This is a genomic window from Brevibacterium metallidurans (assembly GCF_037101285.1).
GTDB classification, from domain to species: domain Bacteria; phylum Actinomycetota; class Actinomycetes; order Actinomycetales; family Brevibacteriaceae; genus Brevibacterium; species Brevibacterium metallidurans.
Genome location: NZ_BAAAAF010000014.1, coordinates 55,625 through 68,827, shown reverse-complemented (window position 1 = coordinate 68,827; position 13,203 = coordinate 55,625). Strand labels below are relative to the sequence as shown.

At 68.9% G+C, this 13,203-nt stretch carries 12 protein-coding genes and 1 riboswitch; of the genes, 7 read left to right on the top strand and 5 right to left on the bottom strand.

Translation table 11 applies throughout. The features are described 5' to 3' along the window. Nucleotides 1-2 precede the first annotated feature (2 nt). The 5 genes from AACX88_RS14685 to AACX88_RS14665 all read right to left on the bottom strand — a co-directional run bounded on the left by AACX88_RS14685 (nucleotide 3) and on the right by AACX88_RS14665 (nucleotide 4,910). Nucleotides 3-848, bottom strand: a complete 846-nt coding sequence (locus AACX88_RS14685) for an energy-coupling factor transporter transmembrane component T family protein (protein WP_339393623.1) — start codon at nucleotides 846-848, stop codon at nucleotides 3-5. Then, nucleotides 832-2,310: an ABC transporter ATP-binding protein gene (locus AACX88_RS14680; protein WP_339393622.1), complete on the bottom strand. Its 1,479-nt coding sequence runs from the start codon at nucleotides 2,308-2,310 to the stop codon at nucleotides 832-834. The genes AACX88_RS14685 and AACX88_RS14680 overlap by 17 nt, the downstream gene beginning before the upstream one ends. After that, nucleotides 2,310-2,930: an ECF transporter S component gene (locus AACX88_RS14675; protein WP_339393621.1), complete on the bottom strand. Its 621-nt coding sequence runs from the start codon at nucleotides 2,928-2,930 to the stop codon at nucleotides 2,310-2,312. Before AACX88_RS14675 ends, AACX88_RS14680 begins: the two co-directional genes overlap by 1 nt. A 25-nt stretch (nucleotides 2,931-2,955) precedes the next feature. Further along, a riboswitch (TPP riboswitch) is annotated at nucleotides 2,956-3,064 on the bottom strand. Nucleotides 3,065-3,103: 39 nt separating this feature from the next. Next, complete coding sequence (locus AACX88_RS14670; RefSeq protein WP_339393620.1) at nucleotides 3,104-4,081, bottom strand: universal stress protein; 978 nt, start codon at nucleotides 4,079-4,081, stop codon at nucleotides 3,104-3,106. 289 nt (nucleotides 4,082-4,370) lie between these two features. Next, nucleotides 4,371-4,910 carry a DUF4916 domain-containing protein gene (locus AACX88_RS14665; RefSeq protein ID WP_339393619.1) on the bottom strand — a complete coding sequence of 180 codons (540 nt, stop codon included), beginning with the start codon at nucleotides 4,908-4,910 and terminating at the stop codon, nucleotides 4,371-4,373. A gap of 319 nt (nucleotides 4,911-5,229) precedes the next feature. Here AACX88_RS14665 and AACX88_RS14660 point away from each other — a divergent pair, with 319 nt between their 5' ends. The 7 genes from AACX88_RS14660 to AACX88_RS14630 all read left to right on the top strand — a co-directional run bounded on the left by AACX88_RS14660 (nucleotide 5,230) and on the right by AACX88_RS14630 (nucleotide 13,179). Then, complete coding sequence (locus AACX88_RS14660; protein ID WP_339393618.1) at nucleotides 5,230-6,726, top strand: MmgE/PrpD family protein; 1,497 nt, start codon at nucleotides 5,230-5,232, stop codon at nucleotides 6,724-6,726. Further along, nucleotides 6,726-7,631, top strand: coding sequence for a methylisocitrate lyase (prpB, locus tag AACX88_RS14655; protein ID WP_339393617.1), 906 nt, complete (start codon nucleotides 6,726-6,728; stop codon nucleotides 7,629-7,631). Before AACX88_RS14660 ends, prpB begins: the two co-directional genes overlap by 1 nt. Then, on the top strand, nucleotides 7,628-8,749 hold the full coding sequence (locus tag AACX88_RS14650; RefSeq protein WP_339393616.1) for a bifunctional 2-methylcitrate synthase/citrate synthase: 1,122 nt from the start codon (nucleotides 7,628-7,630) through the stop codon (nucleotides 8,747-8,749). Before prpB ends, AACX88_RS14650 begins: the two co-directional genes overlap by 4 nt. A 2-nt stretch (nucleotides 8,750-8,751) precedes the next feature. Then, on the top strand, nucleotides 8,752-9,555 hold the full coding sequence (locus tag AACX88_RS14645; protein ID WP_339393615.1) for an enoyl-CoA hydratase/isomerase family protein: 804 nt from the start codon (nucleotides 8,752-8,754) through the stop codon (nucleotides 9,553-9,555). Nucleotides 9,556-9,585: 30 nt separating this feature from the next. Then, nucleotides 9,586-10,551 carry a Ppx/GppA phosphatase family protein gene (locus AACX88_RS14640; protein WP_339393614.1) on the top strand — a complete coding sequence of 322 codons (966 nt, stop codon included), beginning with the start codon at nucleotides 9,586-9,588 and terminating at the stop codon, nucleotides 10,549-10,551. Between the two features lie 130 nt (nucleotides 10,552-10,681). Continuing rightward, nucleotides 10,682-12,403 carry a glycerol-3-phosphate dehydrogenase/oxidase gene (locus AACX88_RS14635; RefSeq protein ID WP_339393613.1) on the top strand — a complete coding sequence of 574 codons (1,722 nt, stop codon included), beginning with the start codon at nucleotides 10,682-10,684 and terminating at the stop codon, nucleotides 12,401-12,403. A 53-nt stretch (nucleotides 12,404-12,456) separates the two neighbouring features. After that, entirely contained in the window at nucleotides 12,457-13,179 is a 723-nt protein-coding gene (locus tag AACX88_RS14630) for an MIP/aquaporin family protein (protein WP_063249299.1), read from the top strand. Nucleotides 13,180-13,203: the final 24 nt, after the last annotated feature.

The window sequence follows — 13,203 nt, the reverse complement described above, 5'->3', positions numbered from 1 at the left end:
CCTTATCCGGGAATGATCGGATTCCACGTCCCCAGCACGTGAGCTGCGACGATCGCCGTCACCGTGACCGCGAGGGCGAGCACGACGATGACGAGGTCGGCGAGACCGAAGTGCGACCGCCTCCGCCAGGTCCTGCCTCGGCGCCCGAAGGCACGGCCCTCCATCGCCATCGCCAGCGTCGTCCCGCGCCGGATCGACTGGATGAGGAGGACGAAGATGCCGGCGAAGAGAGAGCCGGTGCGCCGCACGATCGACCCGCCGGCCAGCCCGCGGGCGCGTCGCGCCATCGACAGGGTCTGCCATTCGGTGACGAGGAGGCCGAGCAGGCGGGAGGCCGCGAGCACGGAGACGACGACCGTCTCCGGGAGCCGCAGACGCTGGACGAGGGCATCCGAGAGATCCCGGGGATCGATCGTCGAGGCGAGGACGACGAGTGGGACGGCGAGCGCGAGCGCGCGGACGAAGATCGCCGCGGCGGACTCCAGCGACCCCGTCGTCATGAGGATCGGGCCGACATCGACGACCACGGCACCGGTCTTCTCCGCCAGTATCGCCGTGCCCCAGGCCGCGAGGAGTGCGCCCAGAGGCAGGAACCACAGGCGCTTGAGCGCCGCCCACAGATCGAGCCCGGTCAGGGGCAGGGCGAGAAGCGAGAAGGCGAGGACGACGCCGGCGGAGACGAGGTCGATGCTCAGCAGGGCACCGACCATGAGGATGAGGGCGACGGCGATCTTCGACAGCGGATTGCACCGGACCAGCGCGGTGCTGCGCACAACGGGGATGAGCTGACCGGGATCCTCGACGGCGACCCTCTCACGGGCAGTCACGGTCTCACTCAACGCGCTCACCCTCCAGGGACCGCTCCGCCGACCCGAGGACGATGCGCCGCCCCCCGATCGCGGTGAGGAAGTCATCGTCGTGGCTGACGGCGATGACGGCGCTGCCATGATCGAGGACGTCGCGGAAGAGCTCGACGAGGCCCGCCCAGGTCAGCGCATCCTGCCCGAACGTCGGTTCGTCGACGATGAGGATCTGCGGCCGCGGGGCGATCATCGCCGCCACCGACAGTCGCCGCTTCTCCCCACCGGAGAGCCCCTGCGGGTGCGCGTGGGCGACAGCGCCCAGCCCGAGCGTCCCGAGCAGGCTCTCCACCCGCGCCTCGACCTCGGCGGCCGGCCATCCGGCCAGGCGCGGACCGAGCGCGAGCTCGTCGTGCACGCTGCCTTTGAGGAACTGGTGCTCGGGCTCCTGGAAGACCATGCCGATGCGCGGGGCGAGGAACGCAGACGGCCAGCGGAACGGGCGGCCGTGCTTCGCGCCCTCGGCCAGCGGGCCGTGCGCGCGCACCTCACCGGAGAACTCCTCGACGAGTCCGGCCAGGGTCAGTGCCGTCGTCGACTTGCCCGCCCCGTTGGGTCCGACGATGCCGACCGCCTCACCGGCTGAGACCTCGAGGCTGAGGTCCGTGGCCGCAGGTGCGTGGGCGCGCGGTCGGGCGACGCTGAGTCCGGAGGCCGTCAGCAGCACGGGCGCCGAGGCGGCCGGTGCCCGATCCGGTGCGACCGGTGACTGCGCGGAGGGCAGCCAGATGCCCGAGGCCCGCAGCGCCTCGGCGAGTTCGGGATCACCGAACACCGCGACCGGACTGCCCTGGGCGAGCAGTCCGTCCCGGCCGAGGACGATGACGGTGTCGACGAACTCGGCCCACAGGCTCACCCGATGCTCGACGACGATCATCGTCGCCGAGGTGACCGCGGCCGCCGTGAGCACGGCATCGCGCACCGATGCCGCCGAGGCGGGGTCGATGTTGGCCGTCGGTTCGTCGAGGACGATGACCTCGGGCGCCATCGCGTGGATGCCGGCAAGCGCAAGACGTTGCTTCTGGCCCCCTGAGAGCGCCGCCGTGGGATGGTCGGTGGGCAGGTCGAGGCCCATCGCGGCCAGCGACGACCCGATGCGCTCGTCGATGACCTCGACCGGCAGGCCGAGGTTCTCCATGCCGAAGGCGACGTCGTCGCCGACGCGAGAGAAGATCACCTGCGAATCGGGGTCCTGGAGGACGAGCCCGGTGACACCTCGGCGGGGGTCAGGGGCATCGTCGCCGATGAGGATCTCACCGGTGGACTCTCCGGCCTCGACGGGCAGGACCCCGGCGATCGCATGGAGCAGCGTCGACTTCCCCGCCCCTGACGGGCCGAGGAGGAGGACCTTCTCTCCGGCGGCGATGTCGAGGTCGAGGGGACCGATCGCGGCAGCGTCCCGATCGGCGTGCCGCCACGAGAAGCCGCGGGCGCGGACCGGCAGACCCATCAGCGCATGCGGCCGGAGGCGAACGAGCTCAGCGCCCCGGTCTTCGCGATCGCGCGGTAGGCATACCAGGCGCCGATGCCGGAGATGACGATGCCGGAGACGATCGCACATGCGGCGTAGGCGAACTGGTAGGTCAGCTGCCATTCGGCGTTGTAGAGGATGTTCTCGCTCACCGCCATGAAGGCCGCTGCGACGAGACCGGACAGCGTCGTCACCCACAGGGTGAACTTCCGGTAGCCGAAGGCCGCGAAGACGAGTTCGGCGCCGAGGCCCTGGATGAAGCCCGAGAGCAGCACGGTCGAGCCGAAGTGGGAGCCGAGGACGCCTTCGACGAGGGCGGCGAGGACCTCGCACAGGAGCGCGGCACCCGGTTTGCGGATGATCGCCCCGGCCAAGGGACCGGCGAGCACCCACAGGCCGGCGATGAGCCCGATCGAGGGCGGGAAGGCTTGGAAGCCGAGTTCGATGACCTTCCAGCTCGCCGCGAGCACCCAGAAGATCAGGCCCACGGCGATGCCGAGGACGGCGGTGACGACGTAGTCGACGACCCGCCACTTCTTCGTCGGCGGGGCCTGGGTGTACGCGGGTGCGGATGTCGCGGGCGCGGTGGTGTTCGGCATTGTGCCTCCTCGTATCTCAAGGAGGGGTAGAAGAGTCTCGACTTCCTTCGGCGGTGCTAACCGCATCAGGTTCGAGGGTCTGCAGCATCATCTGCACTCTCAGCGCCCCTGCTGGCGCTCCCCTGTCGTGTGGGCACCACTGTACAACACGACCACCGGCCCGCAGGCCCGTCTCAGCTGGGGACGATCATCACCGGGCCTTCGGCATGGTGGAGGACTCCGCGGGAGACCGAACCGAGGAGCGCGGACTTCACCGCGCCGCGGCCCCGGGTGCCGAGCACCGTGAGCTGGGCCCGCTTCGTGGCCTCCGAGAGCATCGAGACCGCATCCCCGACGACCACCGAGGTGGAGATCGGCAGACCAGGGAACTGCTCGCCGAGGGCATCGGCCTCCGTCGAGAGGGCGGTCTCGAGCTGCTTCTGCCGACGGTCTGCGACATCCCCGCCGACCTCGAGATCGGGGTACCAGTAGAGCCATTCCTCACCGGCCGGCAGCACCGAGACGATCTCGAGGCCCGTCTGCCTGGAGGAGGCCACCTCGGCGGCGGTGAACATCGCGATCCGGGCGGCCTCGGAGCCGTCGACGGCGACGACGACCGATCCGCTCGAGTCCTCACGGCGGGCGGAGTGCTTGGGCACGACGATCGTCGGGCAGTGCGAATGGGGCGGCAGGGCTGTCGAGACCGAGCCGAGCATGCGGCCGATGAAGCCGCCGCGACCGCGGGCGCCGACGATGAGGACCTCGGCGTTCGAGCTCAGTCGCACGAGCACGCCTGCGGCGTCGCCGGACTCGGCGGCGTAAGTGACCTGTCCGGGATGGTCGCGCAGGAGGTCGGCCGCCTCGGCGAGCAGCTTCTCCGCTCCGCGCATCGCGGCCTCGTCCTCGGGTTCGGAGGGGATCGAGGCCATGTTCGGGTAGATCATCAGCGGCATCGTGAACGCGGTGACCACCGTGAGCTGAACGCCGCGGTGGAGTGCCTCGGCGGCGCCGTAGCGCAGGGCCAGGGCTGCGAGCTCCGAGCCGTCGAAGCCGACGAGGACGCCGAGTTCGCGGTTGAGCCCGGATTCGTCGGGTCGGGGATCGGCGGCCCGGTCGTCGGTCGGGTTCGCGGCGGCCTGGCGGGTGGGGATCCGATGGGAGTCGGCGTTCATGGCAGTCCTCTCGACGGGGCCTGACCAACCCTGACGATGACGACGGCCCCGAAAACCACATCCGTCCTCGTCGACTTCAGTCTATCAGGGCGTTTCTACAGCGTGTAGAAAAGTCGCCGAGGCGGCCGCGGGGGTTGCCGTGCGACCGCCGGGTTGCTGTGGGTGTGTCGGGGTGTCGAGTTCTGGACCCTCGGTGTCGATTCTGGTCGCGGAAATCGACACTCAGCGTCCAGGAGTCGTGGGCGCCGCGCGCGAATCGCACAGTGCGCTCTCGCCGGGCCGCGCTGCCTCAGGTGGGGAAGCCGAGGTAGGTGAGCGCGGTGCGCAGGATGTGCTCCTGTCCGTGGCGGAGTTCGGCGACGATGTCCTCGCGCAGTGCTTCCTCGGGGGTGAGCCAGTCGAGGCTGAGTGCGTCGGCCCTTGGCGTGCATTCGCCGCGGACCTCCATGATGAAGCACATCGAGATCGCATGCTGGCGGGGGTCGTGGAGCAACGAGGTGCCCTCGGTGGGGAAGTACTCGGCGATCTGGAAGGGTGTGATGGCCGGCGGGACGACGGGCAGGGCGAGTGGGCCGAGGTCGTTCTCCGCATGCCGCAGCAGCGCCTGGCGGATGGACTCGTGGTAGCGGATCCGTCCGCCGATGACCTCCCGGCCGAGGACGCCGTCGTCGAGGCTGCGCAGGAGCAGGCCGATCCGTTCGACGTTGCCGGCCTCGCCCACGCGGACCGGAACGGCATTGACATAGGGGATGGGGAGACGGCGGCGGACCTGGGCGAACTCGTTGTCGTCGAACCAGTTCTCGTCGAAGTCGAGGGCAGTGCGGGTCATACCCAGATTGTGTCACAGTTCACCTCGGCGGACGGGTCGGAGGAAGGGTCGGGCCGACGCCGGATCCCCTGTCGAAGCGGGACCGCGACTCCACCGCCGAAGCAGCACCGCATCCCCACTGCCGAGCTGGTCCTCCCCGGCACGGTCCCGCCCCACCCGGGGGTGGTGGCCGGGAACACCCGTCGGGTAAAGTATCTTGACGTCAAGATAAAACTCCGGCCGGGCCACATCCCCGAAGTGACGTGGCCTACAGTTGAGTCAACCACTCGCAGGCCTGCAGCGGTTCCGCCGCGGTCAAGGACGATTGAAGGGATTATCCATGATTGATCATGAGGTCCGTACCCACAAGAGCTCAGAGAACCTCGCACGCGAAGACCAGCTCGCCTGGAAGATCGCCGAGGTCGCCTCCGACCCGACGCCCGTGGAACCCGAGGTCACCGAGATGGTGATCAACCGGGTCATCGACAACGCCGCCGTCGCTGCCGCCTCGGTCAACCGCTCAGCCCCCACCCACGCCCGTGAGCAGGCGCAGGCTCACCCCTACTCGCCCGGCGCGACGATCTTCGGCCTGCCGCTTGCCGACCGCTTCTCCCCGGAGTGGGCGGCGTGGGCCAACGGCGTGGCCGTGCGCGAACTCGACTTCCACGACACCTTCCTCGCCGCCGAGTACTCTCACCCCGGCGACAACATCCCGCCCGTCCTCGCCGTCGCCCAGCACATGGGCATCGCCGGACCCGACCTCATCAACGGCATCGCCACCGGCTACGAGATCCAGGTCGACCTCGTCAAGGGCATGAGCCTGCACGAGCACAAGATCGACCACGTCGCCCACCTCGGGCCCTCGGCCGCCGCCGGCATCGGCGCGATGCTCCACCTGCCCACCGAGGTCACCTTCCAGGCGATTCAGCAGGCCCTGCACGTGACCACGGCGACCCGTCAGTCCCGCAAGGGCGAGATCTCCTCGTGGAAGGCACACGCTCCCGCGTTCGCGGGCAAGATGGCCGTCGAAGCCGTCGACCGTGCGATGCGCGGCGAAGGCGCGCCGAACCCGATCTACGAAGGCGAGGACGGCGTCATCGCCTGGATCCTCTCCGGCCCCGACGCACGCTACACGATCCCGCTGCCGGCCAAGGGCGAGGCCAAGCGCGCGATCCTCGACACCTACACCAAGGAGCACTCCGCCGAATACCAGGCGCAGGCGCTCATCGACCTGGCCCGCAAGCTCGGCGGGGAGATCGAGGACCTGTCGACGATCAAGCGCATCGTCATCCACACCTCCCACCACACCCACAACGTCATCGGCACCGGCGCCAACGATCCGCAGAAGATGGATCCGAAGGCCAGCCGGGAGACCCTCGACCACTCGATCATGTACATCTTCGCCGTGGCGCTCGAGGACCGCGGCTGGCACCACGAGGACTCGTACTCTCCCGAACGCGCGGGACGTCCCGAGACCGTGGCCCTGTGGCACAAGATCGAGACGACCGAGGACCCCGAGTGGACCCGCCGCTACCACTCGACCGATCCGAACGAGAAGGCCTTCGGCGGTCGCGTGGAGATCGAGTTCGAAGACGGGTCGACCCTGACCGACGAGATCGCCGTCGCCGACGCCCACCCGCTCGGCGCTCGTCCGTTCGTCCGTGCGAACTACGTCGAGAAGTTCCGCACCCTGTCCGAGGGCATCCTCACCGAGGCGGAGGCCAACCGCTTCCTCGACCTCGCCGAGAACCTCGAGAGCCTCGACGCCGCCGGCGTCGGCCAGCTCAGCTTCTCAGTCGAGGGACTGAAGCACAGCGGTTCGAAGGGCATCTTCTGATGCTCGGGGCAACGACGACACCGGCCGAGCGCCGGGTCCGCTTCCGGGAGCTGCTGGCAGGAGACGAGATCGTCCAGTTCCCCGGGGCGATCAACCCGATCAACGCCCAGATCATCGAGCAGATCGGCTTCGAGGGCGTCTACATCTCCGGCGGCGCGTTCTCCGCAGCCATGGGTGTGCCCGACATCGGTCTGACCACGCTCACCGAGGTGGCCGACCACGGTCGTGCGATCGCCCGGGTGACGAACCTGCCCACCTTCATCGACGCCGACACCGGCTGGGGTGAGGCGATGAACGTCGCCCGCACCGTCCAGGAGTTCGAGGACGCCGGGATCTCCGGGATGCACCTCGAGGACCAGGTCAACCCGAAGCGCTGCGGCCACCTCGACGGCAAAGAGGTGGTGACGACGGTGGAGATGAACAAGCGCATCGCCGCCGCCGTCAAGGGCCGCCGGGATGAGAACTTCGTCATCTGCGCCCGCACCGACTCCCGTGCCGGTGAGGGTCTCGACGCCGCGATCGACCGGGCGAAGGCCTACGTCGATGCGGGAGCCGACATGATCTTCCCCGAGGCGATGCGGGACCTGGGCGAGTTCGAGCGCTTCGCCGAAAGCGTCGACGTGCCGATCCTGGCGAACATGACGGAATTCGGAAAGAGCGAACTGTTCACCACAGAGCAGTTGGCGAATGTCGGGGTCAAACTCGTGATCTACCCGGTCACGACCCTGCGCATCGCCATGGGTGCGATCAAATCGGGCCTGCAGACGATTCGGGACAAGGGCACTCAGGTGGACCTGCTCGAGGGGATGCAGACCCGGGCGGACCTCTACGACACCATCGACTACGCCGCGTACAACGACTTCGACGCGGCAGTATTCAACTTCTCACAGGAGGGTCACCAGTGACCGAAGAAATCAAGAAGGGCCTCGCCGGCGTCGTCGTCGACACCACGGCCGTCTCGAAGGTAGTCCAGGAAACCAACTCGCTGACCTACCGCGGGTACCCCGTCCAGGAGCTCGCGGCCAAGCGCAACTTCGAGGATGTCGCCTACCTCATCTGGAACGGCGAACTGCCCACCGAGGAGCAGCTGGCGGAGTTCAAGGCCCGTGAGCACGCCCAGCGTGAGATCTCGCCCGAACTCGTCGACATCATCCTCGCCCTGCCCACCGACGCCCACCCCATGCACGTCGTGCAGACCGCGGTCGCCTACCTCGGCGCCGTCGATCCCGAGGCGGATGCGGAGGGACCCGAGGCCAACCTCGCCAAGGCCGAGCGCCTCTACGCGCAGCTGCCGACGATCGTCGCGATCGACCATCGTCGCCGTCACGGGCTCGACCCGGTGGCTCCGACGACCGACCTCGACTATGCGGCGAACTTCTTCAAGATGGTCTTCGACGACGTGCCCGCCGAGGAGGTCGTGCGCAGCTTCGACATCTCGATGATCCTCTACGCCGAGCACTCGTTCAACGCCTCGACGTTCACCGCCCGCGTCATCACCTCGACGACCTCCGACCTGTACTCGGCGGTCGCCGGTGCCGTCGGCGCGCTCAAGGGACCCCTGCACGGCGGGGCGAACGAAGCGGTCATGGAGATGCTCGAGGAGGTCGGCACCGCGGACAAGGCGTCTGCGTGGATCGACGACGCCCTGGCGCGCAAGGCGAAGATCATGGGCTTCGGACACCGCGTGTACAAGAACGGCGACTCGCGCGTGCCCACCATGCGCAAGGCGTTCGAGGAGATGGCCGAGGTCAAGGGCGCGACCGAGCTCCTCGACCTCTACAACACCTTCGAAGAGGACTTCGTCTCCCGCAAGGGCATCTACCCGAACCTCGACTACCCGTCGGGTCCGGCGTACCACCTCATGGGCTTCGACACCGAGCAGTTCACGCCGATCTTCGTCATGGCCCGCATCACCGGATGGACGGCGCACATCCTCGAACAGCAGGCGTCGAACGCGCTCATCCGCCCGCTCAGCGCCTATGACGGCGAACCTCAGCGCGAAGTCCCGGACACCCGGGGCTGAGCATGAGCACCGACGGTCGGCCCGCACAGGGCCGGTACCGTCCGGTCGACCTCGAGGGTTTCGACTTCACCGTCTCCGGTGGGGTCGGGACCCTCGTTCTCGATCGGACCGACAAGCGCAACGCCCTGTCCCGGGCGATGTGGCGGGCCCTGCCGGAGATCGTGTCAGGCGTCGACGCCGATGACACGATCGGGGCGTTGATCATCACCGGTGCGGGCGGGCACTTCTCCGCCGGGTCCGACATCGCCGACCTCGACGTCCCCATCGCCGACTTCTGGGAGCTCAACTCCTCCGCCGAGGCGGCCGTGGCCTCGGCGCGGACCGTGACCATCGCCGCGATCGAGGGCAACTGCGTGGGCGGGGGCACGGAGATCGCCGCCGCCTGCGACATCCGCATCGCCGCCCCCGGATCGATCTTCGGGGTCACGGCCGCGAAGCTCGGTCTCGTCTACCCGCCGGGGCCCACGAAGAGCCTGGCCCGTGTGCTCGGCGACGCGTGGGCACGGTATCTGCTGCTCACGGCCTCGATCGTCGACTTCGAGACGATGCGGGGCATCGGCTTCATCCACGAGACCGCCGATGACCCGCTCACCCGCGCCCAGGCGCTGGGGGAGCGCGTCGCCTCCCTCTCACAGCTCAGTCAGATCGGGGCCAAAGCCGTCCTCGACGGAGACTTCGACGGGAACGAGGCCCCACCCGCCTGGCTCGATGAGGCCTACCGGGCGGAGATCGCCCGCGGGCAGGAGGCGTTCTTCGCCAAGAAGACCCCCGAATTCGGCTTCAGGACAGGGGACTGGCGGGCCTGAGAGGGCCCTGGTGCGGGATACACTGAGCGAATGCGCCTCGCCGTCCTCGATATCGGATCCAACAGCGTCCACCTCCTCGTCGTCGATGCCCACGTCGGGGCACCGCCGCTGCCGGCGACCTCGCACAAGGAGATCCTCCGCCTCGCCGAGTTCCTCGGCCCCGACGGTGCGATCGACGACGCCGGTCAGCAGCGCCTGCGGGACTTCGTCGCCGAAGCCGTGGAGATCGCCGAAGACCAGGGAGCCGAGCAGATCCTCGCCTTCGCCACCTCGGCGGTCAGGGACGCCCCCAACGGGCAGGCGCTCATCGACTCGATCAGCACGCAGCTGGGCGTGACCCTGACCGTCATGTCCGGCAAGGACGAAGCCCGGGTGACGTTCCTCGCCGCCCGCCGCTGGTTCGGCTGGTCGGCGGGCAAGATCCTCCTCCTCGACATCGGCGGGGGCTCGCTCGAGATCGCCGCCGGCCAGGACGAGTACCCGCAGGCCGCGGTCTCCGTCCCGCTCGGGGCCGGACGCACCTACGCCGACTTCCTGCCCGGGGAGAGACCGAGCGCCGAGGACATCCACCGGCTGCGCAAGCACGCCCGCGCCCAGATCGGGCGCATCGCCGGCAAGATCAACCGGGTGGGCGCCCCCGACCACGTCGTCGGCTCCTCGAAGACCTTCCGGTCCCTGGCCCGCATCGCCGGGGCCGCGCCCAGCGGCGACGGCATCTACGTTCCCCGCAAGCTCTTCCGCCGCGACCTGCCCGGCATCATCGACACGCTCGCCGCCCGCACCCCCGAAGAGCGGGCGACCCTGCCCGGAGTCTCCGAAGCCCGCGCCGGTCAGGTGCTCGCCGGGGCCATCGTCGCCGAGGCGGCCTTCACGATCTTCGACATCGCGGTGATGAACATCTCCCCGTGGGCGCTGCGGGAGGGCATCATCATGCGCAGACTCGACCTGCTCGACTCCGCGGAGACCACCTCGGCGATGGGTCGGTCCGCGGACTGAAACGATGGCCCGCCTCACAGTGGGATCTGTTCCCATTTGCTCTCCGCACCCGATAGCCTGTGATTACCGGCCAGTCACCTAGGTCGGTTGCGACGGGGCAGATTCCCCGATCTCTGGAGGCACGACGACAATGCGAAACGGCGAGCTGTCCCCCTCGTTCCGTGAAGAATCCCTGCGCACCATGGAGGCGACGACCCCGAGCGATCCGCTCGACGTCTTCGTCGTCGGGGGAGGGGTGACGGGAGCCGGCTCCGCGTTCGACGCCGCCACCCGCGGACTCAAGGTCGGCGTCGTCGACGCCCACGACTGGGCGTCGGGCACCTCCTCACGCTCCTCGAAGCTCATGCACGGCGGTCTGCGCTACCTCGAGATGCTCGACTTCAAACTCGTCGCCGAGGCGCTGAAGGAACGCGACCTGCTCCTCACGCACACCGCCCCCCACCTCGTCGAACCCGTGGCGTTCGTCTTCCCGTTCGAACACCGCCTCATCGACCGGGCCTTCATCGGCTCCGGCGTCCTCCTCTACGACACGATGGCGACCCGGCCCGGCCGCAAACGCGCCGTGCCCATGCACCGTCACCTGGGCAAAAAGGCGCTGAGCGCGCACTTCCCGGGGCTCGCCGACGACGCCGCGGTCGGGGCGCTCGAATACTACGATGCGAAGGTCGACGACGCCCGCTTCGTCATGACCCTCGTCCGCTCCGCCGTCGCCTTCGGCGCGTCCGCGGCCAACCACGTCTCCGTCATCGACTACCTCCACGACGGCGACCGGGTCAACGGTGTGCGGGTGCGCGACGAGGTCTCCGGCCGCGAGTTCGACGTCTACGCGCGCCGGACGATCCTCGCCGGCGGCGTGTGGACCGAACAGCAGCAGGACCTCGCGAAGGCCGACGCCGGGCTCAAGGTGCTCGCCTCGAAGGGCATCCACATCACCGTCGACCAGGACAAGATCAAGGCCGACCCCGACACCGGCATCATCTCCAAGACCGAGAAGTCCGTCCTCTTCGTCATCCCGTGGGACGGGTACTGGGTCATCGGCACCACGGACACCCCGTGGAAGGAGGACGTCGCCGCCCCCGTCGCGACCTCCGACGACATCGACTACCTCATCGAACACGCCAACGCGATCCTGGAGAACAAGCTCAGCCGCGACGACGTCATCGGCGTCTACTCGGGCCTGCGACCGCTGCTGCAGCCGGTGGAGAAGGACGGGGAGGCTTCGACGAAGGTCTCGCGTGAGCACACCGTCATGGAGGTCGAACCCGGCCTCTCGGCGATCGCCGGCGGCAAGTTCACCACCTACCGCGTCATGGCCGAGGACGCCGTCGACTTCGCCCTCGGCGAGGAGGCCGCCGACCGGACCTCCCTGACCGAATCCGTGCCGCTGCTCGGTGCGCAGGGAGTGGGCGCCGTCCGTCGCGGCCAGGCGGGCATCGCGGAGCGCTACGGCTGGGACGAGACCCGGGTCAAGCGGCTCATCCGCCGCTACGGCACCCTGCTCGAGGACCTCCTCGACCTCATCGACGACAACCCCGAACTCGGTCAGCCGCTGCCGGGAGCCGAACGCTACCTCGGCGTCGAAGCCCGCTATGCGGCCACCTCGGAGGGCGTCGTCCGCCTCGCCGACGTCCTCGAGCGCCGGATGCGCCTCAACTACGAGGTCCGGGACCGGGGACGGGCCGCCGCCGAGGCGGTCGCCGAGATCATCGCCCCCGTCCTCGGCTGGGACGCGGCCCGGGTCGCGCAGGAGATCGCGGACTTCAACGCCCACGTCGACGCGCAGATCGCCGCGGAGTCGACCCATGACGACGCGGACGCGGCAGCGCTGGTCGTCGACAGCTGGACACCCTAGGTTTTCCCTACCCATCCCCATCTCAACAAAGGAGTTCACACATCATGGGTCCGATCGGCACGATCCTCCTCCATGAGACGGCGGGCACAGCGATGCTGCTGCTGCTCGGCGTCGGCGTGGTCGCGAACGCCATCCTCGCGAAGACCAAGGGCAACGGCGGCGGCTGGCTGATGATCTCGTTCGGCTGGGGCCTCGCGGTCTTCGCCGGCGTGTACGTCGCCTACAAGTCCGGCGCGCACCTCAACCCGGCGGTGACGTTCGGCATCCTCTCCAGCGGCGCCACCGAATACGCCCCCGGCATCCCAATCACGGTGGGCACGACGTTCGCCTACCTCTTCGCGCAGCTCCTCGGTGCGACGATCGGTGCGATCCTCGCGTGGCTGGTCTACAAGAAGCACTACGACGCCGAAGGCGAACCGGGCAACATCCTCGGCACGTTCTCCACCGGGCCCGAGGTCCGCAGCTACGGCTGGAACATCCTCGCCGAGGTGATCGGCACCTTCGTCCTCGTCTTCATCATCCTCCTCTTCGGCGGCACCCCCAGCGGGCTCGGGCCCTTGGCGGTGGCCCTCGTCGTCGTCGTCATCGGCGCCTCCCTCGGTGGGCCGACCGGCTACGCGATCAACCCGGCACGTGACCTCGGTCCGCGCATCGCGCACACGATCCTGCCGATCCCGAACAAGGGCAGCTCCGACTGGAGCTACGCGTGGGTGCCGATCGTCGGCCCCATCCTCGGCGGTGTGCTCGCCGGCCTCGTCTCCAACGCCTTCATCTGACCTGCACCCACTCAACGAGATCGG